This window comes from Candidatus Solirubrobacter pratensis, assembly GCF_000425945.1.
Lineage (GTDB): Bacteria > Actinomycetota > Thermoleophilia > Solirubrobacterales > Solirubrobacteraceae > Solirubrobacter > Solirubrobacter pratensis.
In genome coordinates this window covers 247,798-269,882 of the sequence record NZ_AUEK01000003.1, presented here as the reverse complement: position 1 = coordinate 269,882, position 22,085 = coordinate 247,798, and the positions used below count along the sequence as shown (strand labels likewise).

General features: G+C 72.3%; 25 protein-coding genes and 1 tRNA gene. 15 read left to right on the top strand and 11 right to left on the bottom strand.

Annotated features, from left to right (window positions below):
* Positions 1–70: 70 nt before the first annotated feature.
* The 4 genes from H958_RS0101400 to dnaA all read right to left on the bottom strand — a co-directional run bounded on the left by H958_RS0101400 (position 71) and on the right by dnaA (position 4,170).
* The gene (locus H958_RS0101400; RefSeq protein ID WP_028057348.1) at positions 71–367 is read right to left on the bottom strand and encodes a DUF721 domain-containing protein; all 297 of its coding nucleotides are present in this window, start codon (positions 365–367) and stop codon (positions 71–73) included.
* Complete coding sequence (gene recF / locus H958_RS42560) at positions 364–1,554, bottom strand: DNA replication/repair protein RecF (protein WP_051323671.1); 1,191 nt, start codon at positions 1,552–1,554, stop codon at positions 364–366. Before recF ends, H958_RS0101400 begins: the two co-directional genes overlap by 4 nt.
* A gap of 26 nt (positions 1,555–1,580) precedes the next feature.
* Positions 1,581–2,690 (bottom strand): DNA polymerase III subunit beta, encoded by a 1,110-nt coding sequence (dnaN, locus tag H958_RS0101390; RefSeq protein ID WP_028057347.1) that lies wholly within the window; start codon positions 2,688–2,690, stop codon positions 1,581–1,583.
* Between the two features lie 166 nt (positions 2,691–2,856).
* Positions 2,857–4,170, bottom strand: coding sequence for a chromosomal replication initiator protein DnaA (gene dnaA, locus H958_RS0101385; protein ID WP_028057346.1), 1,314 nt, complete (start codon positions 4,168–4,170; stop codon positions 2,857–2,859).
* Between the two features lie 287 nt (positions 4,171–4,457).
* On the opposite strand from dnaA, the gene rpmH reads away from it, so the two are divergent.
* The 9 genes from rpmH (at position 4,458) to H958_RS0101345 (ending at position 9,408) form a co-directional block, all read left to right on the top strand.
* Positions 4,458–4,592, top strand: coding sequence for a 50S ribosomal protein L34 (gene rpmH, locus H958_RS44720; RefSeq protein ID WP_081685567.1), 135 nt, complete (start codon positions 4,458–4,460; stop codon positions 4,590–4,592).
* A 74-nt stretch (positions 4,593–4,666) separates the two neighbouring features.
* A complete protein-coding gene (gene rnpA / locus H958_RS0101380) occupies positions 4,667–5,068 on the top strand; it encodes a ribonuclease P protein component (protein WP_037408803.1) in 402 nt (133 codons plus the stop codon).
* On the top strand, positions 5,065–5,310 hold the full coding sequence (gene yidD / locus H958_RS0101375; RefSeq protein WP_028057344.1) for a membrane protein insertion efficiency factor YidD: 246 nt from the start codon (positions 5,065–5,067) through the stop codon (positions 5,308–5,310). The genes rnpA and yidD overlap by 4 nt, the downstream gene beginning before the upstream one ends.
* Before the next feature lie 4 nt (positions 5,311–5,314).
* A complete protein-coding gene (locus H958_RS0101370; RefSeq protein ID WP_028057343.1) occupies positions 5,315–6,253 on the top strand; it encodes a YidC/Oxa1 family membrane protein insertase in 939 nt (312 codons plus the stop codon).
* Complete coding sequence (locus H958_RS34160; RefSeq protein WP_081685491.1) at positions 6,250–6,711, top strand: Jag family protein; 462 nt, start codon at positions 6,250–6,252, stop codon at positions 6,709–6,711. Before H958_RS0101370 ends, H958_RS34160 begins: the two co-directional genes overlap by 4 nt.
* A gap of 40 nt (positions 6,712–6,751) precedes the next feature.
* The gene (locus H958_RS42555) at positions 6,752–7,414 is read left to right on the top strand and encodes a 16S rRNA (guanine(527)-N(7))-methyltransferase RsmG (protein ID WP_196807155.1); all 663 of its coding nucleotides are present in this window, start codon (positions 6,752–6,754) and stop codon (positions 7,412–7,414) included.
* Between the two features lie 266 nt (positions 7,415–7,680).
* Positions 7,681–8,436, top strand: coding sequence for a ParA family protein (locus tag H958_RS0101355; RefSeq protein WP_028057342.1), 756 nt, complete (start codon positions 7,681–7,683; stop codon positions 8,434–8,436).
* A complete protein-coding gene (locus tag H958_RS0101350; RefSeq protein WP_028057341.1) occupies positions 8,429–9,313 on the top strand; it encodes a ParB/RepB/Spo0J family partition protein in 885 nt (294 codons plus the stop codon). The genes H958_RS0101355 and H958_RS0101350 overlap by 8 nt, the downstream gene beginning before the upstream one ends.
* Before the next feature lie 21 nt (positions 9,314–9,334).
* Positions 9,335–9,408, top strand: a tRNA-Ile gene (locus H958_RS0101345).
* A gap of 40 nt (positions 9,409–9,448) precedes the next feature.
* Here the strand turns inward: H958_RS0101345 and H958_RS34150 are convergent.
* Positions 9,449–10,909, bottom strand: a complete 1,461-nt coding sequence (locus H958_RS34150) for a sensor histidine kinase (protein ID WP_037408995.1) — start codon at positions 10,907–10,909, stop codon at positions 9,449–9,451.
* A 216-nt stretch (positions 10,910–11,125) separates the two neighbouring features.
* Between H958_RS34150 and H958_RS0101335 the strand changes: the two genes are divergently transcribed.
* On the top strand, positions 11,126–11,608 hold the full coding sequence (locus tag H958_RS0101335; protein ID WP_231379163.1) for a bifunctional nuclease family protein: 483 nt from the start codon (positions 11,126–11,128) through the stop codon (positions 11,606–11,608).
* 123 nt (positions 11,609–11,731) lie between these two features.
* On the opposite strand, the gene H958_RS0101330 is transcribed toward H958_RS0101335, so the two are convergent.
* The 5 genes from H958_RS0101330 to H958_RS0101310 form a co-directional block, all read right to left on the bottom strand.
* Complete coding sequence (locus H958_RS0101330) at positions 11,732–12,292, bottom strand: dihydrofolate reductase family protein (protein ID WP_196807154.1); 561 nt, start codon at positions 12,290–12,292, stop codon at positions 11,732–11,734.
* Entirely contained in the window at positions 12,289–12,714 is a 426-nt protein-coding gene (locus tag H958_RS0101325; protein ID WP_028057338.1) for a VOC family protein, read from the bottom strand. The genes H958_RS0101330 and H958_RS0101325 overlap by 4 nt, the downstream gene beginning before the upstream one ends.
* Before the next feature lie 9 nt (positions 12,715–12,723).
* Positions 12,724–13,095, bottom strand: coding sequence for a helix-turn-helix transcriptional regulator (locus H958_RS0101320; protein ID WP_051323772.1), 372 nt, complete (start codon positions 13,093–13,095; stop codon positions 12,724–12,726).
* A 47-nt stretch (positions 13,096–13,142) separates the two neighbouring features.
* The gene (locus H958_RS34145) at positions 13,143–14,084 is read right to left on the bottom strand and encodes a D-alanine--D-alanine ligase family protein (protein ID WP_037408802.1); all 942 of its coding nucleotides are present in this window, start codon (positions 14,082–14,084) and stop codon (positions 13,143–13,145) included.
* 121 nt (positions 14,085–14,205) lie between these two features.
* Positions 14,206–15,537 (bottom strand): aminotransferase-like domain-containing protein, encoded by a 1,332-nt coding sequence (locus H958_RS0101310; RefSeq protein WP_028057336.1) that lies wholly within the window; start codon positions 15,535–15,537, stop codon positions 14,206–14,208.
* Positions 15,538–15,567: 30 nt separating this feature from the next.
* On the opposite strand from H958_RS0101310, the gene H958_RS0101305 reads away from it, so the two are divergent.
* Positions 15,568–16,152: a DUF4126 family protein gene (locus H958_RS0101305; RefSeq protein ID WP_028057335.1), complete on the top strand. Its 585-nt coding sequence runs from the start codon at positions 15,568–15,570 to the stop codon at positions 16,150–16,152.
* A gap of 129 nt (positions 16,153–16,281) precedes the next feature.
* Positions 16,282–17,757, top strand: coding sequence for an alkaline phosphatase family protein (locus H958_RS0101300; protein ID WP_028057334.1), 1,476 nt, complete (start codon positions 16,282–16,284; stop codon positions 17,755–17,757).
* On the opposite strand, the gene H958_RS0101295 is transcribed toward H958_RS0101300, so the two are convergent.
* Positions 17,717–18,514, bottom strand: a complete 798-nt coding sequence (locus H958_RS0101295; protein WP_028057333.1) for a TIGR00282 family metallophosphoesterase — start codon at positions 18,512–18,514, stop codon at positions 17,717–17,719. The two genes, H958_RS0101300 and H958_RS0101295, sit on opposite strands and share 41 nt — an antisense overlap.
* Positions 18,515–18,613: 99 nt before the next feature.
* Between H958_RS0101295 and H958_RS0101290 the strand changes: the two genes are divergently transcribed.
* The 3 genes from H958_RS0101290 (at position 18,614) to H958_RS0101280 (ending at position 22,027) form a co-directional block, all read left to right on the top strand.
* The gene (locus H958_RS0101290; RefSeq protein WP_028057332.1) at positions 18,614–19,951 is read left to right on the top strand and encodes an AI-2E family transporter; all 1,338 of its coding nucleotides are present in this window, start codon (positions 18,614–18,616) and stop codon (positions 19,949–19,951) included.
* A 64-nt stretch (positions 19,952–20,015) separates the two neighbouring features.
* Positions 20,016–20,678: an ABC transporter ATP-binding protein gene (locus H958_RS0101285; RefSeq protein WP_028057331.1), complete on the top strand. Its 663-nt coding sequence runs from the start codon at positions 20,016–20,018 to the stop codon at positions 20,676–20,678.
* Positions 20,678–22,027: an ABC transporter permease gene (locus tag H958_RS0101280; protein ID WP_028057330.1), complete on the top strand. Its 1,350-nt coding sequence runs from the start codon at positions 20,678–20,680 to the stop codon at positions 22,025–22,027. The genes H958_RS0101285 and H958_RS0101280 overlap by 1 nt, the downstream gene beginning before the upstream one ends.
* The last annotated feature ends 58 nt before the right edge of the window (positions 22,028–22,085 follow it).

The window sequence follows — 22,085 nt, the reverse complement described above, 5'->3', positions numbered from 1 at the left end:
GGAGGGGCCCTGAAACTGTCGCTCACGGCCTGACGAAAGTGCTGCAAACAGGCACAAAACGGAGTCGGGATCAGATGCGTGTCGCGCGAACCCGCAACCGCCGCACCGCGGGCCGGCCGAGCGCGGTGTTCAATCGTTGCAGCACGAGCTCCGACATCAGGTCGAGCTCCTGCGCCCAGACAGCCTCCGAGCAGGCGACGATCAGCACCCCGTCGCGCTCGCTCACCGGCTCGGAGTGCGGCGCGAAGCGGTCTCCGGCGGCCTCCGGCCACGCTCGCTGCACCTCGGCCAGGAGGGTCGCCGGCGCGAGCGCCGAGGTGAGCCCGTCGAGCGCGTAGGAGACCGGGCGCGGGCCGCGCCGCCTCACGCCGCTCTCGCCCCGCCGGTGACGAGGACATCCTGGTCGATGGTGCTGGCAGGCGGCGGGAGGCGGAGCCCCGCGGGCGGGGCCTCCTCACGATCCGAGCCCGCAGGGCGAGCGATCGCCGAGATGGCGATCCTCGCCACGTCGGGCTGCTCGGCGCCCGGCACGTGCGCCAGCTCGGTCGTCGTGATCACCGCCTGGCCGCCGCGGCGCAGCAGCGTCGTCAGGCGCTCGCGGCGCGTGGCATCGAGCTCGCTCATCACGTCGTCGAGCAGCAGCAGGGGCGCGGCGCCGCGCTCGGCGGCCAGCTCCTCGCGCTCGGCCAGCAGCAGCGCGAGCAGGCCGAGCCGCTGCTGCCCGCGCGAGCCATAGGTGCGCAGCTCGCGGCCCTCGCGCCGGAACGCGAGGTCGTCGCGATGCGGGCCGTGGCCGGTGAAGCCGCGCTCGACGTCGGCATCCATCCGCTCGGCGAGCTCGGCCGCGAGGCCCGCAGCGTCGGCGGCCTTCGAGCGCGGCCGGTAGCGCAGCTCGACCTCGCCCTCGAGCCCGAGTCCGGCCGCGTGCTCGGCGAAGCGCGGCGCGAGCCGCTCGACCGTCGCGGCGCGGTCGCGCATCAGCTCGATGCCGTGGCGCGCGAGCTCGGCGTCCCATGCGGGCAGCGACGCTCGGCCGGAGCGGCCGGCCTTGATCCCGGTCAGCAGCGCGTTGCGCTGCGCCAGCGCGGCGCTGTAGGCGCGGCGGGTCGCGGCGCGGGCGGGCCACAGCGCGGCGATCACCTGATCCAGGTGCGACCGGCGCAGGGCCGGCGCGCCGAGCACGAGCTCCAGCCGGTCAGGAAGGAAGACCGACACCAGCGGCCGGGCGGAGCTGTCCGTCAGCCGCTCGACCGCCGCGCCGTCGACCTTCAGCCGCTTCGCCTCGCCCGGCTGGAACCCGACGCTGAGGACGTGCCGCTCGTGCGCGTCCTCGCAACGCAGCTCCAGCCGCGTCAGCGCGGCGCCGAAGCGCACGCACTCGCGCTCGTTCGCCGTACGGCACGAGCGGCCGGTGCAGGCGAAGTAGAGCGCTTCCAGCAGGTTCGTCTTGCCGGCGCCGTTGCGGCCCGCGATGACGGTCAGGCCCGCTCCCAGCCGGACGTCCGCCGCCTCGTAGGAGCGGAAGTCGCGGACGGTGAGCGAGGTGGCGATCATGGCGGGCTGACGGCGCCCGGCGGGCGCTACACGTTCAGTCTGATCGGCATCAGGAGGTACTGGAAGCCCGACGCGTCGCCGGCCTCGATCAGCCCCGGGCGCAGCGGTGAGATGAGCTTCAGGATCGCGTCGCCGCCCTCGACCGCCTCCAGGCCGTCGCGCAGGAACTCGGGGTTGAAGCCGATCTCCAGCGGCTCGCCCTGGAACGGGACCGGCAGCGTCTCGCGCGCCTCGCCGACGTCGGGCGTGCGCGCCGACACCGTCAGCTCGCCCTCGGTGAACGCCAGCCGCAGCGGCGCGTTCTTCTGCGCCAGCAGGGAGATCCGGCGCACGACCTCGGTCGCCTCACCGCCGGCGAGCCGCAGCTCGTGCTCGTACGCGTCGGGCAACAGCTGGCGGTAGTTCGGGAACTGCCCGTCGATCAGCCGCGAGGACAGCACGACGCCGCCGGCCTCGAACACGACCTGGTTCGCGCGCACGGAGACCGAGAGCTCCTCGGCGTTCTCGTGCTGGACGATCCGCGTCAGCTCCTGCAGCGCGCGGGCCGGCACGTTGGCCTCGAAGGCGCCGGCGAGCGGCGCGTCGAGCTTGGTCTCCTTGACCGAGAGGCGGTAGGAGTCGGTCGCGACCATCCGCAGCTCGTCGCCTGACGCCGAGACGAGGATGCCGGTGAGCACCGGGCGCGTCTCGTCGCGCGACGCGGAGCGGGCGACCTTGAGCACCGTCTCGACGAAGGCGGCGGCGGGGACGTTGACGCGCCCCTCGTCCTCTGGCTCCGGGAACGGCGGGAAGTCCTCCGAGCGCAGCGTGCGCAGATGGAAGGTCGCGGCGCCGCCGATCAGCTCGACGTCCTGCTCCGCCGGCCGCAGCTCGAGCGACACCTCGTCTCCCGGGAGCGCGCGCACGACGTCGACCACCAGGCGCGCCGGCAGCACGACGGCACCCTCGCGGACCACGTCGCCCTCCAGCGGCACGCGCAGGCCGATCTCCATGTCGGTGGCGCGCAGCTCGATCGCACCAGAGTGCGCGAGCAGCTGGACGCCGGACAGCGCCTGGACGGCGCTGCGGGTGGATGCGGCGCGCGTGACCGTCTGCAGCTGTCCGAAGAGGGCGTCGCGCCGGGTCGTGATCTTCATTCGGCTCTCGCCTCTCTCCTCGTCGACATCGAAAGAAGGGTCTCTCTAGTGGTCATCGGGGCTGTCAATTCTGTGCGCAAGCGCCGAGCATGACGCTGGGGCGCGAAATCCTGCTGTGCACGGGCTGTGGATGAACTGCCCGAGTCTGTCAGGCGAACCGGACCCATCAACGCCCGCCGAGCGTCTCGGTCAAGCGGCGGACCGCCTCGAAGGCGTCGCGGTCGGAGGCGATGCGCTCCGCGGTCCTGCGGTAGGCGTGCAGGACCGTCGTGTGGTTGCGCCCGCCGAACGCGCGGCCGATGGCCGGCAGCGTGGCGTCGGTCAGCTCGCGCGAGAGGTACATCGCCACCTGGCGCGGCCAGGCGAGCGGCTGGGCGCGGCTGGAGGACAGGAGCTCCTCGAGCGAGATGCCGAACGCCTCGCAGGTGCGCTCCTGGATCTCGCGCAGCGTGCGCGAGCGCGGCGTGAGCTCGGGGTAGAGCCCGGCGAGCACCTCGCCGGCGAGCTCGGCGTCGACCGACCGGCCGGTGAGCGAGCCGAAGGCCACGACGCGGATCAGCGCGCCCTCGAGTGCGCGGATGTTGGTGTCGACGCGGTCGGCGATCAGCTCCAGCGCGCCCTCGCCGACGTCCCCGACGTCGTCCTGGGCGACGCGCTTGCGCAGGATCGTGAGGCGGGTCGCGCGGTCGGCCGGCGCGACGTCGACGACGAGGCCTGCTTCGAAGCGCTCGCGCAGGCGGTCCTCCAGCGCGTCCATGTCGCGCGGCAGGCGGTCGGAGGTGAGCACGAGCTGCGCTCCCGCCTGGTGGAGCGCATTGAACGTGTGGAAGAACTCCTGCTCGGTCTTCGCCTTGCTCTGGAGGAACTGGACGTCATCCACGAGCAGCACGTCGACGCCGCGGTAGGCGGCCTTGAAGGCGTCCATCCCGCCGCGCAGCGAGCCGACGAAGTGGTCGGTGAACGCCTCCACCGTCGTGTACCGGACGCTCATCCCGCCGCCGTGCTCGGTGACGTAGTTGGCGATCGAGTGCAGGAGGTGCGTCTTGCCGAGTCCGGGAGGACCGCAGATGAAGAGCGGGTTGTACGCGAGGCCGGGCATCTCCGCGACGGCGAGCGCGGCCGCGTGGGCGAAGCGGTTGGAGTCGCCGATCACGAACTGCTCGAACGTCATGCGCGGGTTGAGCTCCTGCGAGGCCTGGGCCGCGACCCTCGCCGGTTCGGGCTCGACGTCCTGCGGCCCGCGGATCTCCACGCGCGTCCCCGGCCCGAGCACGCGCTCGGCGCAGGCCTGCAGCAGCCGGTGGAAGCGGCCCTGGACCCATGCGCGGACGTCGTCGGGCGCCTCGATCGCGAGCGTCGTCCCGTCAAGCGAGCTGACGTCGAGCCGCTCCAGCCAGATGTGCCAGGTCGAATCGCTGACGGCGCGCCGGAGCTCACCGCGGATCCGGTGCCAGATTCGGTCTAGCTCGGGGTCTGACACTGCGCGCGGAAGGGTCTCCTCGGCGAGGGCGAGGGCTCGGTGGTGGGCTTCAGGTGGGGCCGCTGAGGGCCCGGAAGGGCGAACATAGCATGGGCTCAGGGGCCGGATCCGGGCCTTCCGGAGCGCTTTCGCAAATCGCGCACGAATGTTGTGAACACGCCTGTGGACGGCGTGTGTGCAGGGTGTGCACGCGGGCGCTGTATCCTTGTCAGCCGCCGCGCAGCGCGGCGGCTCGGCGCTGCGCCGAGCCCGCGAACCCGACGGCCCGCGGCTAAGGAGTCCGAAACGTGAAGCGCACCTATCAGCCCAAGAAGCGAAAGCGCGCCCGTACACACGGGTTTCGCGCCCGTATGAGCACCCGGGCCGGCCGGCTCGTGCTCAAGCGCCGCCGCGACAAGGGCCGCAAGCGACTGACCGTCTAGGTGGGCCCGTCCGGACGCTCGACGGATTCCGGCAGCTCCCGGACGATGCGCCGATCCTGCGAACGGAACCGCTGATGCCTCCGGGCCGCGCTCCTCGCCGTCGCCGCCTCTCTCGCAGCGCGGAGTTCGAGCGTGTCTACCGGCAGGGTCGCTCCAAGGGCAACCGCTATCTCGTGCTCTACGCGTTTCCACGCGAGGACGACGCCTCCGATCGTGAGGAGGACGGTCCGCGCCTCGGCCTGTCGGTATCCCGGCGGGTCGGCGGCGCCGTGGACCGCAACCGCGTCAAGCGCGTGCTGCGGGAGGCGTTCTGGGCCGAGGCCGAGCGGCTGCCGAACAGCAGCGATTACGTCGTCGTGGCGCGTCCCGACGCTCGCGACCTCGCCGAACGCGAGGGTGCGAGCGGCATGCAGGGCGCACTCGCCGAGCTGGTCACCGCGCTCGGAGGTACACCCGCGCGCGAGGAGCCGGCATGAGGCCGGCGGCGATCGCGGTCATCCGCGTCTACCAACGGGTCCTCTCACCACTCCTGGGACCTCGCTGCAAGTACTACCCCAGCTGCTCCGAATACGCCGTGCAGGCGATCGGGCGCTATGGCATCCTCCGGGGCGCCGTCCTCGCCGCGTGGCGACTGCTGCGCTGCAATCCCTTCAGCCACGGCGGCTATGACCCCGTGACCGACCAGACCCTCTTCCGGCGCCACGCCCACATCCATTAGCCCGTTGCCGCTCTTCGCGACCAATCCACTCCAGCCGCTGATCGACTTCTTCGAAGCGATCCTGAAGTTCTTCCACGACAGCATCGGGATCCAGTGGGGCTGGTCGATCATCGCGCTGACGATCATCGTCCGCGCCTGCCTGCTGCCGCTGACCTTCAAGCAGTTCCACTCGATGCAGCGCATGGCGCATCTCCAGCCCGAGCTGAAGAAGATCCAGGAGAAGTACAAGAACGACAAGGAGCGCATGAACCAGGAGGTCATGCGCTTCTACCGCGAGAACAAGGTCAACCCGCTGGCCTCGTGCCTGCCGATGGTGGCCCAGTTCCCGGTCTTCATCTCGCTGTACTACATGCTGCGCACCGACCTGCGCCGCGACATCTGCCCGGAGATCAACGGGCCGGGGACGGAGCACTTCAAGACTCCGATCCCGTGCGGTGACGGCGGCGACGCGTCGTTCCTCTTCATCCACGACCTGACGAACAAGGCGACGGGCAGCGTCCTGATCATCTTGATCGTCCTGTACGTCGGCACACAGCTGTTCTCGACGCTGCTGATGTCGACGACGACGGACCGGACGCAGCGGATGATCTTCATCGCGCTCCCGTTCATCTTCGTCACGTTCGTGATCCAGTTCCCCGCGGGCCTGCTCGTGTACTGGATCACCACGAACATGTGGACGATCGTGCAGCAGACGATCATCAAGAAGCGTCTCGGCCCGCTGCGCCCGCCGACACCGGAGGGCGAGTCGCCACCATCGTTGTTCGGGAGCTTGAAAGATCTGACCGGCGGCGGCGAGTCACGCGGAGACACGAAGACGAAGGCGCCGCCCGCCAAGCGTCCTGCTGCGACGCCGGCAGCCGCCGGCGAGCCGAAGGGCCGCCCGCCCGGGCGGCCACCATCGCCGCCGAGGCGGAAGAAGAAGCGGTCAGGGAGGCGCCGATGAGCGACGCGGCAGATCGGGTGCGCGACCTGCTCGAGCACGTCAGCGAAGCGCTGGGTCTCGACGCCGACGTGGTCGTCGACGAGGAGGGCCGCAACATCCGCGGCATCCTCGAGGGCGATGACCTCGGCCTGTTCATCGGCCGCCACGGCACGACGATCGACGCTGTGCAGCACCTGGCGTTCAAGGTGGCCACGCGCGACGTCCCGCCGTCGGCGGGCATTCGCGTGGTGATCGACGCCGCCGGCTACCGCGACCGGCGTGAGCAGGCGCTGCAGCGGCAGGCCGACGACGCGGCCGCAGACGCCGTGCGCTCCGGCCGGCCGGTCGCCCTGGATGCGATGAGCGCCACCGAGCGCAAGGTCGTGCACGAGTACCTCAAGGACCGCGACGACGTCGAGACGTACTCCGAGGGCACCGAGCCGGATCGGCACCTCGTCGTCGCACCGCTGGGCTCCTGACCCACCGTTTCACGTGAAACACGAGGACGTCGCGTTTCACGTGAAACGCCTCGGCGCTCCCGAGAGCGCTGCGGAGCCGCTCGCTCGCATCCTCGAGCTGCAGGCCACGGACCCGGCGGCGTCGACGACGGTCCGTGATCCGGCTCAGGCGCTCGAGCGCCACGTCGCCGACTCGCTCGTTGCGCTGGAGCTCCCGATGGTCGCGGCAGCTCGCCGGGTCGCCGACCTCGGCTCCGGCGCCGGCTGGCCGGGGCTCGCGCTCGCCGCCGCGCTCCCCGACGCGGACGTGCGGCTCGTCGAGAGCGCGATCCGCCACTGCCGCTACCTCGAGCGGGCCGCCGACGGAATGCGGAATGTACGCGTGGTCCACGCGCGCGCGGAGGAGTGGGAGGAGGGGCTCGCCGCCCACGACCTCGTCACCGCGCGCGCCCTGGCGGCGCTGCCGGTCGTGCTCGAGTACGCCGCGCCGCTGCTGGAGGACGGCGGTCACGTCGTCGCCTGGAAGGCCGCCGTCTCGCCGGAGGAGTCGGCGGCCGGCGCCGCGGCCGCCGAGATCCTGGGCTTGGCGCCCGTCGAGGTGGTCGAGGTGCAGCCCTATCCGGCGGCGCGGGATCGGACGCTGCACGTGTTCTGCAAGACCGCGCCCACCCCGGAGCGGTTCCCGCGCCGGCCCGGAATGGCGATGAAGCGCCCGCTGGCGTAGCCGGTAACCGCGGAATCCTCTGGGGTGCCGCCGCGTGGGACCGCCGCCGCCGCCCGCGATCCTCGTCGATTGGGGGGCGAATCTGGCCACGGGTGAGCGCGGCCACCGGCGGCGGACGCGGGGCCGGGCGCCCCTCGGCGCGCCGATGACGAGCCGAGCCGGAGTGGATCGCCGCCCGCGATGCGGATCCCGCGCGCATCACCGGTCGTCGAGCCGCCGCCCTGAACCGCGGATCCGCCGCCCGGATCGCTAGCGTCGGGGGCGACATGGGCACCATCTACGCGATCGCCAACCAGAAGGGCGGGGTCGGCAAGACGACCACCGCGGTCAATGTGGCCGCGTGCATCGCCGCGGCCGGCTACGAGACCCTGGTGGTCGATGTGGACCCGCAGGGCAACGCGACGGTCGGCCTCGGGGTCGACCGCGACTCCGCCGGCGTCTACGAGGTCCTGACCGGCGAGCTGCCGGCGGCCGAAGCGATCCGGCCAACCGCGATCGACCATCTCTCGATCCTCGTCTCGACGCCCGACCTGGCGGGCGCGACGATGGAGCTTCCGCGCTCGGCGGGGTCGGAGATGCGCCTGCGCGACGCGATCGCGCCGCTGCGCGAGGACTTCGCGTTCATCCTGCTCGACTGCCCGCCCTCGCTCGGGCCGCTCACCGTCAACGCGCTGGTCGCGGCCGATCGCGTGATCGTCCCGGTCCAGACCGAGTACTTCGCGCTCGAGGGGCTCGCGGGCCTGCTGGACACGCTGTCGCTGATCCAGCGCGAGCTGAACCCGCGCCTGACGGTCGCCGGCATGCTGCTGACCATGCACGACGCACGCACGAAGCTCGCGCAGGACGTCGAGCGCGAGGTGCGCGAGCACTTCCCGGCGCTCGTCTTCGACACCGTGATCCCGCGCAACGTGCGGCTCGGCGAGGCACCGAGCTACGGCGTGCCCGTGATCCACCACGATCCGCACTGCGCCGGCTCGGAGGCGTACTTCGAGCTGGCCAAGGAGGTGGCCGCCCGTGGCTGAGCGCAACCGGGGGATGGGCCGCGGGCTCGCGGCGATCCTCTCGCCGACCGGCACGCCCGGGGCGGACCTGCCACCCGACCTGCGGCGCGTGCCGGTGGAGCTGATCACGCCGAACCCGCGCCAGCCACGGCGCGCGTTCGACGAGGACAGCCTCGTGGCGCTGGCCGACTCGCTGCGCGCGCGCGGCGTGCTGCAGCCGGTGCTCGTGCGCCCGGTCCCCGGCGGCAGCTACGAGCTGATCGCCGGAGAGCGCCGCTGGCGCGCGGCCCAGCTTGCGGGCCTGGAGACGATCCCGGCGGTCGTCCAGCCGCACGAGGACGCGGAGACGCTCGAGCTGGCGCTGATCGAGAACATGGCGCGCGAGGACCTCAACCCGGTCGAGGAGGCGCGCGCCTGCGCGCTGCTGGTCGACGAGCTGGGACTCACACGCGAGGACGTCGGCCGCCGCGTCGGCCGCTCCCGCGTCGCGGTGTCGAACCTGATGCGGCTGCTGGACCTCCCGGACGAGGTCCTGGACCTTCTGACCGAGGGCCGGCTCAGCGAGGGCCACGGCCGCGCGCTGCTCACGGCGCCCGACCACGCCGACCGCCGCCGCCTCGCCCGCACGGCGGTGCAGGAGGGCTGGACGGTGCGCGAGACCGAGGCCCGCGCCCGCGCCGCCGCCGCTCCGCCCGAGGCCCCGCACAGCCCCAAGCGCACGGTCCATCCCGACCAGCAGGCCGCGGCCGAGCGCCTGCAGGACGCCCTGGCCCGCGCCCTCGGCGCCGACGTCCGCATCGCCCCGCGCCGCGAGGGCTTCACCGTCACGCTCGCGGTCGGATCGCTGGATGAGGCGGAGGCGCTGGCCGAGCGGCTGGGAGCCCTCGAGCGCGGCTGAGCTATCATTCCGCGCCGCAGCGGGCGATTAGCTCAGTCGGTTAGAGCGCTTCTCTGATAAGGAAGAGGTCCCAGGTTCGAATCCTGGATCGCCCACTCACGAAGGCCCCGCACAGGGGCCTTTTCTCTGCCCGGGTCAATCCGCGGGAAGCGGGAACGTCGCCTCCACCGTCGTGCCGCCGCCCGGCGGGCTGTGCACGCTGAGCTCGCCGCCGATCGCCGAGAGGCGGTCGCCGAGGCCGATCAGCCCCGTGCCCGCGTGCTCGGCGCCGCCGATGCCGTCGTCGCGGACGCCGAGCCGCAGCGCACCGGCCTCGACGCGTGCGGTGATCTCGGCGTGCCCGGCCTGGGCGTGCTTGACGACGTTCGTCAGCGCCTCCGCGACGACGAAGTACGCGCTCGCCTCGATCCCGGCGGGGAGCCGCTCGTCCGGGACCGCGACGTCGACGGGGATGCTCACGCGCGAGACCAGCGAGTCGACGCCGGCCCGAAGCCCGCCGTGCGTCAGCACCGACGGCAGGACGCCGTGGGCGAGCTCGCGCAGGTCGGCGTTGCTCTCCTCGGCCTGGGCGAGCGCGTCGTCCACGAGCGCCGCAGCCGGGTGGTCGGCGGGCAGATCGCGCTGCGCGAGCTTGAGCATGATGATCGTCTGCACGATGCGCTGCTGGGCGCCGTCGTGGAGGTCGCGCGCCACCCGGCGCCGCGCGTCGTCGGCGGTCGCCAGGATGCGCGTGCGCGAGGCGACGAGCTCGGCGTTGGCCTGCGCGTTGGAGATCGCGGTGGCGATCAGCTCCGTGAACTCCCCGATCCGCGCTTCGGTGCCCGGCGGAAACGGGTCGTCGCTCCACGTCGACGCGGCGATCACGCCCCAGACCCGGCGCCCCACGACGATCGGGCCGCCGATCGACGAACGGATGCCGACCGACCGGGCTTCGCGAGCGATCGGGCCGTGGGCGTCGGCGAAGCTGTCGATGCGCGCCGGCTGCCCGGTCTCGCGCACCTGCTGGGCGATGCTCGCGCCCTCGAGTGCAAACCGCCGCCCGACCGCGAGCCGCGCGGCGTCGCCGCGCGTCCACGCCGCGACCGCCGTGACCGTTCCGTCGGGCTCGTAGCGCTCGAGCCGCGCCATGTCGGCGCCGCACAGCACGCCGATCTCCCTCGTCACGGCCTCGAAGAGCTCCTGCGAGGGCACGGCCCGCGCCACCAGCGTCGCGACGCGCCGCAGCGCCGCCTGCTCGTCCGCCAGCCGCGCCGACAGGCGTGCCTCGCGCTTGGACCGCTCCGCCAGCACGCAGACCGTGAGCGCGGCGGCCAGGAAGGCCGCGAGGATGATCCAGTTGTCCGAGTTGCCGGGGTCGATCGATTCCCGCGGCGCGAGGAAGAAGTAGTCGAAGACCGCCATGCTCACCAGCGAGGCGGGGACCGCCGTCGCCAGTCCGTAGGCGAGCGCGAGCGGCACGACGGCGAGCAGGTAGAGCACGCCCAAGCCGGAGGCGGGCACGCCCGTCTGGAGGAGCGCGATCACCGCGGAGACCGCGGCGATGAGCGCCGCGCTCACGAGGCCGGCCTTCAGCCGGCGACGGATCGGCGTTGCCACCCCTGCATCTTCCACCTCCCGCGCGACGGGCGCACGTCCGAGAGACGGATCGGTCTCATCGCCGCCCCGCGAGCTGCGGGCACCGATGACCGGCCCTCCGAGCACGGCCTGCGCATCGTCGAGCGGCCGGTCGGAGGCCACTGGGTCGAGGATAGGGCGGCGCCTATACTTGGGGACCCACGCGAGCGAGCGAGGAGCGCCCCCAGAGTGCAGGAGATGGTCATCTACGGCGTGAGCTTCGACATGGTCGGCAAACAGCCGATCGTGCTGCTCAAGGCCGTCGACACGAACAAGTTCCTGCCCATCTGGATCGGGCATCCAGAGGCCGCGGCCATCTTGATGAAGCTGCAGGGAGCGTCCACGCCGCGGCCCATGACGCACGACCTCCTGTTCGACATGCTCGGCGAGCTCGAGGTGTCGTGCACCCGCGTCTCGGTCACCGAACTGCGCGAGAACACCTTCTACGCGTCGATCACCCTGTCAGTGAACGGACGCGAGGTCGAGATCGACTCCCGGCCGAGCGACGCGCTGGCGCTCGCCGTCCGCTCCGGCGCCCCGATCTTCGCCGCCGAGGACGTGATCGCCGAGTCCGCGATCGAGTTCGAGCATGAGGTCGAGGAGACCGAAGAGGTCGTCGACAAGTTCAAGGAGTTCCTCGACCGCGTGTCCCCTGAGGACTTCGCGGGCGGGGATGATTAAGGCGAGCAGCTCCTCCGCCCCACCCCGCGATTGAGGCCAGCAGCCCCTCCGCCCCCCCCCGCGATTGAGGCCAGCAGCCCCTCCGCCCCACCCCCATCATCCGACCTCAACTACCGACCTCAACTAGGTCCCCGCGCGCACGTACTGCGCGTACACGACGCCCTTCGGCGTCGCCTCGGACTCGACCAGGTCGAGCGTGACGGGCGCCCCGCCGTCGGGGAACAGCCGCCGGCCCTGGCCCAGCACGAGCGGATGGATCGCGAGCAGGAGGCGGTCCACGAGGTCGCGCGCCAGCAGCGACTGGACGAGCTCACCGCTCCCGAGCACGGTGACGTCCGGCTCCGGGCGCACCGGCTCGCGGATGAGCACCGAGTTCTCCCACGCCAACGGCTCCTGGAGCGTCCGCGAGACGACGTATTTGGTCGTCCGGTTCAGGATCTCGCTGAACGGATTCCCGTCGCCGGCGCGCTTGGGCCAGACCGAGAAGAAGTGCTCGTAGGTCCGGCGGCCGAGCAGCAGCCCGCCGCCCGCGCCGGTCTGCGGGCCGACCAGGCGCATCAATGCCTCGTCCTGGTACGGCACCGCCCAGCCGCCGCGGGTGAAGCCGCCGCGCGTGTCCTCCCCGGCGGCAGCCGGAGCCTGCATGACGCCGTCGAGCGTGAGATGCGTGACGACGGTGATCACGACGGAACCACGACGATCTCGGCCTGCTGGGTGATCCGGATCCAGTTGCCGAACGGGTCCCGCAGCGCGCAGTCGATGCCGTAGAAGCGTTCCGTCGGCTCCTCGGTGAACTCCACGCCCAAGTCGCGCAGCCGGGCGTACGTGCCGCGGCAGTCGGCGGTGCGGAACAGGGCCGCGGTGAGCGCGCCCTTGCCGATCAGCTCGCGCAGGGCCTGCGCCGTGGCGTCGTCGTGCAGCGGAGGGCCGGGGACGGTGAGCAGCAGCTCGTGGTGCGGATCCCCGGGGACGTTGATGGTCAGGAACCGCATGAACTCGAGCTGCGCGTCGGTACGGACCTCGAGCCCGAGCTTGCCGACGTAGAAGTCGAGCGCCGCGTCATGGTCGAGGACGTAGACCGGCGTGTGCGAGATGGAGCTGAGCATGCGCGCACGCTACGCGCGGCGCGCGCTCCGGGCTTCTCCGAAAGTGCCCGATGGGCGGTCCAGCGCCATCGCCATGCAGCCCGGGATCCGCCGCGGGGCCGAGCGGGCGCGGTACTCGGTCGGCGAGCACCCGACGATCGCGCGGAACGTGCGGCAGAACGTGCCGAGGCTTGAGAAGCCCACGTCGAAGCAGATCTCCGTCACCGGCCGGCCGGTCTCGCGCAGGAACGCCATCGCCCGCTCGATCCGCCGGCGCTGGAGATAGCGGTGCGGCGTCTCCCCGAACGCGTCGCGGAAGCTGCGGATGAAGTGCGCGCGGGAGAGGTGGACGGCGTCGGCGAGCGCCTGGACGTCGAGCGCGTCGGCGTAGCTGCGGTCCATCGCGTCGCGCGCCCGCAGCAGCCGTCGGTTCTCCTCGTAGCCCACGGCTACGCCGCGGTGCGCGCGACGGCCAGGTCCAGGGTCCGCGCGACGAACTCGTCGAAGCCGATGCCGGCGGCGTCCGCGGCGAGCGGCAGCAGCGACGTGTCCGTGAGCCCGGGGATCGCATTGGCCTCGAGCACGGTCAGCTCCTCGCCCTCGAGCATCAGGTCCACGCGGGCGAAGCCGCGGCAGCCGAGCACGCGCCAGGTCCCCAGCGCGAGCTCCTGCGCGCGGCGGGCGAGCTCGGCGGGCAGCTCGGCGGGGCAGTCGAAGCGGGTGGCGCCGATCTCGTAGCGCGCCTCGAAGTCGTACGAGTCGCCGGTGGGAATCGCCTCGACGACCGGCAGCGCCCGCGGCCCGTCCGGGCCGTCGAGCACCGAGACCGCGAGGTCGCGACCCGCGATGTGGCGCTCCAGCAGCACCTTGGTGTCGTAGGAGAAGGCGGCGATGAGCGCGCCCGGCACGTCACCTGCGGTGCGCGCGAATTTGATCCCCATCGCCGACCCGCCGGCCGCCGGCTTGACGACGATCGGGAACTCGAGCCGCTCCTCGATCGCCGGCAGCGCCTTGGCGGCGCCGAGATCCGCGAACGCGGCCTGGCTGAAGGCGTAGAAGTCCGGCGTCGGGATGCCGGCGTCGCGCAGCGCGTGCTTGGCGACGACCTTGTCCATGCAGCGGATGCACGCACCTGGACCGGACGCCGTGTAGGGCACGCCGACCAGCTCGAGCAGCTCCTGGACCGTGCCGTCCTCGCCCCCGCGCCCGTGCAGGGCGACGAACGCCACGTCGGGGCGGTCGGCCTGCAGGCGCTCGACGAGGTCGGCGCCGACGTCGATCGGCACGACGTCGTGCCCGAGCCGCTCCAGCGCGTCCTCCACGCGGGCGCCCGAGCGCAGCGACACGTAGCGCTCCAGCGAGTTGCCGCCCTTCAGGACGGCGACCCTCATCGGTCCACCTCGCGCGGGAGAATCGCCCTCGGCTCCGGGCCCTCCGGCGCTCCCAGGGATTCCCTGTCGGCACGGGCGATCGCTCGTAGCAACGCGAGCCCCGAAGGCGAGTCGTCGCCCCTCACGAGGCCTCCCGCCGCCGCAGCGGCAGCACCTGTGCCTCGGGCGCCGGCCTGGCCGCCGGCTTGAGGCCGGTCAGCGTTCCGTAGAGCGCGACCTGCTCGGAGACGACCTTGCCGATCCGCCGCACGCCCTCGCGGATGTCGTCGTCGCTGACCCCGGAGAAGTTCAGGCGCATCTCCGATCCGCCGCGGCCGTCGAGGTAGGCGGCGCGACCGGGGACGAACGCGACGTTCTCGCGCAGGGCCCGGGCCAGCAGGTCGGTCGTGTCGATGTAATCGGGCAGCTTTGCCCAGATGAACAGGCCGCCGCGCGGGCGCGTCCACGTCGCCTCGGCGGGGAGGTGCTCCTCCAGCGCCTCCAGCATCACGTCGCGGCGCCGCCGGTACAGCGCACGCAGCTTGTCGAGGTACGCGCGCCAGTCGCGCTGGTCGAAGTAGGCGGCGACGAAGTGCTGGGTCAGCGCCGACGAGCACAGGTCGGCCGCCTGCTTGCCGAGGTTCAACTTCTCGAGGATCGGGCGCGGCGCCGCGGCCCAGCCGAGCCGCAGGCCGGCCGAGAGGATCTTCGAGAAGGTCCCGAGGTAGACGACGTAGCGGCCGCCGTCGAGAGAGCGCAGCGTCGGCAGCGGGTCGCCCTCGTAGCGCAGCAGGCCGTACGGGTTGTCCTCCAGGATCACGAGCTCCTGCTCGTGGGCGATCCGCACGAGCGCGCGGCGGCGCTCCAGCGACATCGTCACGCCGGCCGGGTTCTGGAACGACGGGATCGTGTAGATGAACTTCGGCCGCCGGTTCTCGGCCCGCAGGCGCTCCAGCGTCTCCGCGAGCACGTCGATGCTCATGCCGTCGTCGTCCATCTCGACCTGCACGACGTCGGCCTGGAAGGAGCTGAAGCACGGCACCGCTCCGGGGTAGGTCGGGCCCTCGGCGACGACGACGTCGCCCGGATCGACGAACGTGCGGCAGACGAGGTCGATCACCTGCTGGCCGCCGGTCGTGACGATCAGGTCCTCCTCCTCGACGGCCATGCCCTCGGCGGCCATCACCTGCACGATCGCCCGGCGGACGTCGTCCTGGCCCTCGGTCGGCCCGTACTGCAGCGCCGTCGCGGTCGAGTCGACCGCCACGCGCGTCATCAGCGCGGCGAAGTCCTCGGCCGGGAACGTCGTCGTGTCGGGGAGGCCGGTGGCGAGCGAGATCACCTCGGGCCGCGCGGTGATCGCCATCATGTCGCGCATCGCGGATGACCGCATCCCCTGTGAACGGCGTGCGAACAGACCGCTGTAGCGCTCGATCTCGTGGGCGCTGCCCTTCGGTGTCTCGTCTATCGTCATGGCCGCCCGATCGGGAACGCTAGCGCGCACATGGACTACCTGTTCGATCTGCTCCAGGGACTGGGGATCGCCGCGGCGATCGGAATCCGCCCGTTCCTCCCCACGCTGCTGGCCGGTGCGCTGGCGGCCGAGAACGTGGGCCTCGACTTCGACGGAACGGACTTCTCTTTCCTGGAGAAGCCCGGTTTCCTGCTCGCCATGCTGGTCGCGGTGGCCGTCCTCGGCTTCATCGAACGCCGCCGGGACCTCTCGTCGAACCGCTCCGCCGTCGCGGTGCTGCTCGGCATCGCGCTCGTGCTGGGGATGCTGCAGGTGAGCGGATCGATCGCCGACCACTCCGACGACTGGTGGCCCGGCTTGATCGTCGGTGCGGTCGCCGCCGGTCTGGGCTTCGCCGCCACCCGCTCGCTGTTCGCCCGCGTCCGCACCCGGTTGGACGCCGAGGCGCAGTCCGCGCTGCCGCTGTTCGCGGAGGGCGCGGCGCTGATCGGCGCCGGCGTCTCGATCCTGCTCCCGCCGCTCGCGATCCTCGTGGTCGGGGCCCTCGCATGGCTGCTGATCGGTGGCCGGCGCCGCGCCGGCGAGAAGTACGCGGGCCTGCGGATCCTCCGTTGACCGGCGACGACTCGCCCAGAGGGCTGGCGTCGCTGGGAGCAATCGCCCAGAGGGCGATTCTCCCGGGCAGGGTGACGCGGTCCGGGGACGACTCGCCCAGAGGGCGATGCTTCCGGGCACGGTGACGCGGTGAGCAAGAAGCTCGTCCTCGCCGTCATCGACGCGATGAAGCCCGCCATGCTCGAGCGGGCGGTCGCGACCGGGCGGGCGCCCACGCTGCAGGCGCTGATGGAGCGCGGCGAGGTGGTCGACTCCTGCGTCGCCGCGTTCCCGTCGGTGACGCCGGTGTGCGCGGCCTCGATCGCCACCGGCACCGGCCCGGGCGAGCACGACATCCCCGCGATGAACTGGTGGCATCGCGAGGAGGAGCGCTACGTCGAGTACGGCACGAGCTTCGGCGCCTCGCGCGCGTTCGGCATCCGCCAGTCGCTCACGGACACGATCTACAACATGAACCTCGAGCACCTCTCGCGCGACGTCGAGACGGTGTTCGAGCGGCTCGACGACACCGGCGGCGTTCGCACGGCCGGCACGACGTACCTCATGTACCGCGGCCGCCACCGGCACGAGCCGGCCGTCGACACGGCGCTGACGCGGCTCGCGCACGCCGTCTTCGGCCTGCCGACCTGGGGCCCGAAGGAACTCTTCTACGCCGACCTGTTCGCGTCGCGGCGGACGCCTTGCCGCTCGCAACTCGGCCTGCCCGGCGTGCGCGATCAGCACGGCGGCTGCGTGGCGGAGTTCCTCGTGCAGAACGACCTGTTCGACTTCCTGCTGCTCTCGCTGCCCGACAACGACACGCACTCGCACAAGTACGGACCGTTCGCGCAGATCGACAGCCTCGCCGCCGCCGATCGCCAGCTCGCGCGGATGATGGAGCCGGCAGGCGGGATCGACGCGTTCCTCGAGAACCACGCGATCATCATCTGCAGCGACCACTCGCAGTCGAAGGTCGAACAGGAGATCGACCTGTTCAAGGCGTTCGACGGGTTCGGCGTGCGAGCCGCGCAGCGTCCGCGGCCGGGCGACGAGATCGCCGTCTGCCCGAACTCGCGCGCCGCGCAGGTCTACGTGCTCGACCGCGACCAGCGCCGCAAGGTCGTGCCGCGGATCGAGCGCACGCTGCTCGCCCTCGACGGCGTGGACCTCGTGATGCGGATGGGCGACCACCCGGACGGCGAGGCGATCGTGCGCGGGGAGCGCTCGCGCGGCGTCAAGGAGGTCCGCTTCGCGCCGCGCGGCGATCTGACCGACGCGCGCGGGGAGCATTGGAGCGTCGAGGGCGACATCGACCTGCTGGGGCTGACGATCGAGGACGACCGCGTGCGCTCGGCGACCTACCCGGACGCGCTCAGCCGCGTCTGGTCGGCGCTGCGCTGCCGCAGCTCAGGCGAGGTGCTCGCCTCGGCGCGGCCGGGTTATGAGTTCCGCGACTGGGGCGGCGCCCACCACGTCGGCGGCGGCTCGCACGGCTCCCTGCACGCCAACGACTCGTTCGGCTCGCTGCTGTGGGCCGGCACGGGGCCGGCGGCGGACTCCAAGGAGCAGTGGGCGCTGCGCGACATCACGCCGATGGTGCTGGAGAACTTCGGAGTATCTGCCTGATCTCGTCGGCCCGCCGCGGCTTCGAGGCGCGGATCAGGACGGCGTTGATCCACGGGTCCTCGTCGGAGGGCTCGTAGCGCATCGGCATGTGCGTGCGCATCACGGCGATCGACTGCTCGCGCTTCATCCCGATCACGCCGCCGCGCGCGCCGGTCATCCCGACGTCGGTGATGTAGGCGGTCCCGCCGGGCAGCACGCGGGCGTCGGCCGTGGGGATGTGCGTGTGCGTGCCGACGACGGCCGTCACCTTGCCGTCGAGGTACCAGCCGAGCGCGACCTTCTCGCTCGTCACCTCGGCGTGCATGTCGACGAGGATCTGGTCGGCGCGGGCGACCTCCTTTAGCGCGCCGTCGATGGCAACCAGCGGCGGGCTCCCGGCCTGCAGGTGCACGGCGCCGGACAGGTTCACGATGCCGAGCGTGACGCCGTCGCGCTCGACGATCGTCGTCCCCCTTCCGGGCTGGTTGGGGAGGTAGTTCGCCGGGCGGACGATCCGGCGCTCCTGCTCCAGGTACGACCAGATCTCCCGGTGGCGGTAGGTGTGGTTGCCGAGCGTGATGGCGTCCACGCCGGCGCGCAGCAGCTCGTCGGCCTCCTTCGGCGTGATGCCGATGCCGCCCGCCGCGTTCTCGCCGTTGGCGACCACGAAGTCGGGCGCGAGCTCCTCGCGCAGCCCGGGCAGCAGCTCGCGCAGCGCGCGGCGCCCCGCTCGCCCGACCACGTCGCCGATGAACAGGATCGCCGTGATCGGCGGCACGCTACCGGTCGCCCGCCCGCGAGGCCTCCGGACCCTGCCTCGCATGGCCCGCACTCGACCGTGGCCCGCGCCCCGGGCGATCCGACATACTCGGAATCGATGGCGCAGGACACCACCGACGACCACGTGCTCGAGGTCGGCGAGCCGGCGCCGAAGGGGGCCGCGCCGGTCGAGCCGCCGCCCCCGGTCCCGCCGGCGCGGTTCGAGCCGGTCGTCGTCCCGCGCTGGGTCCAGATGGTCCTGCTGCCGCTGGCGATCGTCGGCGCCTACCTGATCCTCCGCGCCGCCGGCCGGGTCGTGCTGCTGTTCACGATCGCCGGTCTGATCGCGCTGCTGCTCAATCCGATCGTCACGCTCCTGCAGCGCACGCGGATGCCGCGTGGCGCGGCCGTCGCGATCGTGATGGTGTCGCTCGTCGCCTGCATCACGGGCCTCGGCTTCCTGCTCGCCAACCCGGTCTCCGACCAGGCGTCGACGTTCCAGCGCAACGTGCCCGGCTGGGTCCACGACGCGAACCATTCGCTGTCGAAGCTGCAGGACTGGATGGACCGCAATGGCATCAAGGTCCGCGTGCAGGAGGAGGGCCAGACGGCGCTCCAGACGCTCGGCGACCGCATCGCGGGCGGGACCGGCGACGTCGTGAGCTTCACGCGCGACGCCGTGCAGACGATCGTGGAGGGCAGCCTGGCGCTCATCCTCGTAATCGTCCTGACGGTGTACATGCTGCTCTACGGCGACCGCATCGGGGCGGTGGTGCGTGCGGTCGTGCCGGCGGGCGACGGGACGCCCGGAGACGACTTCCCGACCCGCATCCAGGCCGCGGTGTTCGGCTACGTGCGGGGCCAGTTGCTGTTCAGCCTGATCATGGGGACCAGCGCGGGCGCCGTGCTGTACGTCCTCGGCTCGCTCGGCATCTTCCCCGACGGCAAGACCTACGCGCTCGCGTTCGGCGCGTTCTACGCCTTCGCGGAGCTGATCCCGTATGTCGGGCCGGCGATCGGCGCGGGCCCGCCGGTGATCGTGGCGGCGCTGTCCGCCCAGCCGCTCGACGCGGTCTGGCTGATCATCGCGTTCGTCGTCCTGCAGCAGCTCGAGGGGCACATCGTCGCGCCGCAGGTGTTCGGCCAGGCGCTGCGCATCAACCCGCTGCTGGTGATCTTCGCGCTCCTGCTGGGCGGGGAGGTGGCCGGCTTCGTCGGCGCGTTCATCGCGCTGCCGCTCGCGTCGATCGTGCGCGAGAGCGTCGTGTACTTCTCCCGCCACCTGACGTTCCAGAAATGGGACCTTCCCGCCGCCCCACCGCCGGCGCCGCCGCAGGACCACTGCCCCGAGTGCGGGGCGGCCGTGCCGCGCGGCGCGCAGGAGTGCGCGGCGTGCGGAACCGAGCTGGGCGACTCCGACGCCGCGGCGGCCGCCCGCGCCTCGGCGCCTACATGAGCGGCGAGGCCTCGCGCTGCGCGCTCGTTTCGCTGGGAGCATCGCCCGGAGGGCGAGACTCCCGGTGATCCACGTTTCGGCAATCGCCAAGCGCTATGGCGAGCGTGAGGCGCTGCGGGGCGTGTCGTTCACCGCCGCGCCGGGCGAGCGGCTGGCCGTGATCGGCCCCAACGGCGCCGGCAAGACGACGCTGCTGCAGATCCTCGCGGGCGCGCTCGCGCCCGACGGCGGCGAGGTGACGGCCGGCCCGACCGGCTGGGTCCCGCAGCGCCCGGCGCTCTACGGCAAGCTCACGGTCGCCGAGAACCTGCGGCTGTTCGCGCGGCTGGAGCGGGTCGCGGACGTCGACGCCACCGTCGCGGCGATGCTCGAGCTGACCGCGCTCGGCGGCGGCGAGGAGGCGGGGACGCTGTCGGGCGGCAACCGGCAGCGGCTCAACATCGCGATCGGGCTGCTCGGCGACCCGCCGGTGCTGCTGCTCGACGAGCCCTCGGCGGCGCTGGACCCGCGTCAGCGCGAGCGCCTGTGGGCGTTCGTCGGCGCGCTGCCCGCCACCGTCGTCTACACCACGCACGACGTCGGCGAGGCGGAGCGCTACGCCGACCGCGTGCTCGTCCTCGCCGACGGCGAGCTGCTGTTCACCGGCACGCCCACCGAGTTGCGCGGCTTCGGCGGCGCCGACCTGGAGGCGGCCTTCGTCGCCTTCCTGCATGAGCACGGCCACTGATGCGCTGGCTCCTGCTCAAGGACCTGCGCATCCTGCGCCGCTCGCCGCTGCTGGTGTCGCTGCTGGTCGTCTACCCGGTCGTGATCGCCGTGCTGATCGGCGCGGCGCTGTCGGCCGGGCCGTCGAAGCCTCGCGTGGCGTTCGCGAACCTGGTGCCGGCGGGCGACTCCAAGGTCCAGCTCGGCGACCGCTCGCTCGACGCCGCCTCCTACGCGTCGCGCCTGTTCACGGCGGTCGATCCGATCCGCGTGCGGACGCGCGCGCAGGCGCTCGAGAAGGTCCGCGACGGCGACGCGCTGGCCGCGCTCGTCATCCCCGCCGACACCGGGGACCGGCTGCGCGCGCTGGTGGGGCTCGGAGGCGGCGCGCGGCCCACCGTCGAGGTGCTCTACAACGCCGAGGACCCGATCAAGCGGCGCTACGTCGAGTCGACGATCCGCTCGCAGCTCGCCGAGGCCAACGCCGCGCTCTCGGACGCGGTGCTCGCCGAGGCGGCGCGCTATCTCGACGTCGTCGTCAAGGGCGGGAAGCTCTCGATCCCGTTCCTCGGATCGGTCGACATCCTCGGCCTGCGGCGCGCGCAGACCATCATCGACGCCACGATCGCGGGGCTGCCGCAGCGCGACCCGCGCCGCGTCGCGCTGCAGCAGGTGAGCCGGTTCGCGAAGCTCGCGGGCGACAACCTCGACGTGTCCGAGCCGATCCTCGCGACGATCGGCTCGCCCGTCCAGGTGAGGCAGACCGTCGTCAACGGCTCGCGCACGCCGCTGGACAGCTTCGCGGTGGCCGTCGCGGTGGCGATCAGCCTGATGTTCGTCACGCTCCTGCTCGCCGCGGGGCTGCTGGCGCTGGAGCGCGAGGAGCACGTCTTCGGGCGGCTCGTCCGCGGGCTCGTCTCGCGCTCCGCGCTGCTGGCCGAGAAGGTCGTGCTCGCGGCGCTGTGCGCGTTCGCCGTCACGCTGGCGATGACCGCCGGGCTGGCGGCCTTCGTCGGGCTCGACTGGGGCCGCTCGCCGCTGTGGGCGCTGGCGCTCGCCGCGGGTGCGCTCGGCTTCGCGGCGCTGGGCGTCGCGATCGGCGCTGTCACACGTGAGGTCCGCGCCGCGTCATTGATGGCATTCCTCCTTGCGCTCCCGCTGGCCTTCCTCGCGCTCGTCCCGTCGGGCTCGGTCTCGCCCGGGCTGTTCGACGCGCTGAACGTCGTCTCCGGCGCGTTCCCGTTCAAGCCGGCGCTGCGGGCGCTGGAGGCGGCGATCAGCGGCGGCACGTTGGCGCCGCCGCTGCTGCACCTGCTCGCGCTGACCGCCGGCTACTCAGCGGTCGCCCGGCTGACCTTGCGGCGCTTCTGAGCCTGCCCGCCGTCACGGCTATGCCGGATGCCCTCGAACGCGCTCTAAGCTCCACCCT

Bases quoted from the DNA above. Each gene is read 5' to 3' on its own strand.
- H958_RS0101325 (WP_028057338.1), bottom strand. From the start codon at position 12,714: ATGCTCAGCTCCATCTCGCACACGCCGGTCTACGTCCTCGACCATGAC.
- H958_RS0101280 (WP_028057330.1), top strand. From the start codon at position 20,678: ATGCGCTGGCTCCTGCTCAAGGACCTGCGCATCCTGCGCCGCTCGCCG.
- rnpA (WP_037408803.1), top strand. From the start codon at position 4,667: ATGCCTCCGGGCCGCGCTCCTCGCCGTCGCCGCCTCTCTCGCAGCGCG.
- H958_RS0101290 (WP_028057332.1), top strand. From the start codon at position 18,614: ATGGCGCAGGACACCACCGACGACCACGTGCTCGAGGTCGGCGAGCCG.
- H958_RS0101320 (WP_051323772.1), bottom strand. From the start codon at position 13,095: ATGGACCGCAGCTACGCCGACGCGCTCGACGTCCAGGCGCTCGCCGAC.
- H958_RS34145 (WP_037408802.1), bottom strand. From the start codon at position 14,084: ATGAGGGTCGCCGTCCTGAAGGGCGGCAACTCGCTGGAGCGCTACGTG.
- dnaN (WP_028057347.1), bottom strand. From the start codon at position 2,690: ATGAAGATCACGACCCGGCGCGACGCCCTCTTCGGACAGCTGCAGACG.
- yidD (WP_028057344.1), top strand. From the start codon at position 5,065: ATGAGGCCGGCGGCGATCGCGGTCATCCGCGTCTACCAACGGGTCCTC.
- H958_RS34160 (WP_081685491.1), top strand. From the start codon at position 6,250: ATGAGCGACGCGGCAGATCGGGTGCGCGACCTGCTCGAGCACGTCAGC.
- H958_RS0101305 (WP_028057335.1), top strand. From the start codon at position 15,568: ATGGACTACCTGTTCGATCTGCTCCAGGGACTGGGGATCGCCGCGGCG.
- H958_RS0101310 (WP_028057336.1), bottom strand. From the start codon at position 15,537: ATGACGATAGACGAGACACCGAAGGGCAGCGCCCACGAGATCGAGCGC.
- H958_RS0101335 (WP_231379163.1), top strand. From the start codon at position 11,126: ATGGTCATCTACGGCGTGAGCTTCGACATGGTCGGCAAACAGCCGATC.
- H958_RS0101355 (WP_028057342.1), top strand. From the start codon at position 7,681: ATGGGCACCATCTACGCGATCGCCAACCAGAAGGGCGGGGTCGGCAAG.
- recF (WP_051323671.1), bottom strand. From the start codon at position 1,554: ATGATCGCCACCTCGCTCACCGTCCGCGACTTCCGCTCCTACGAGGCG.